Genomic DNA, 201 nt, shown 5'->3' on the forward strand with positions numbered 1-201 from the left:
GTATCGAACTGCCTTTTTTCAATGCTACAGCCGGTTTTATAACATTTATGAAAGTCTTCAACAGCCCATCTTTTTGAATAGAATTCAGCTACTTTTTCTGCATCTTTTTCATTCTTAATTACCCTGTTGGTTAATAGAAACCATTCGGCTTGCCTTTCTTTTTCTGTATCGCTTTGCTCCCTGACCCATACGCAGCTTACT

General features: G+C 37.8%; 1 protein-coding gene. It reads right to left on the minus strand.

The annotated features are described in order from the left end of the window. Positions 1–201 (minus strand): transposase (locus tag GSQ74_RS16330; RefSeq protein ID WP_158995273.1); only part of this gene is annotated, 201 nt, incomplete at both ends.

Source organism: Mucilaginibacter sp. L196 (genome assembly GCF_009765905.1).
In the GTDB taxonomy this organism is placed as follows: domain Bacteria; phylum Bacteroidota; class Bacteroidia; order Sphingobacteriales; family Sphingobacteriaceae; genus Mucilaginibacter.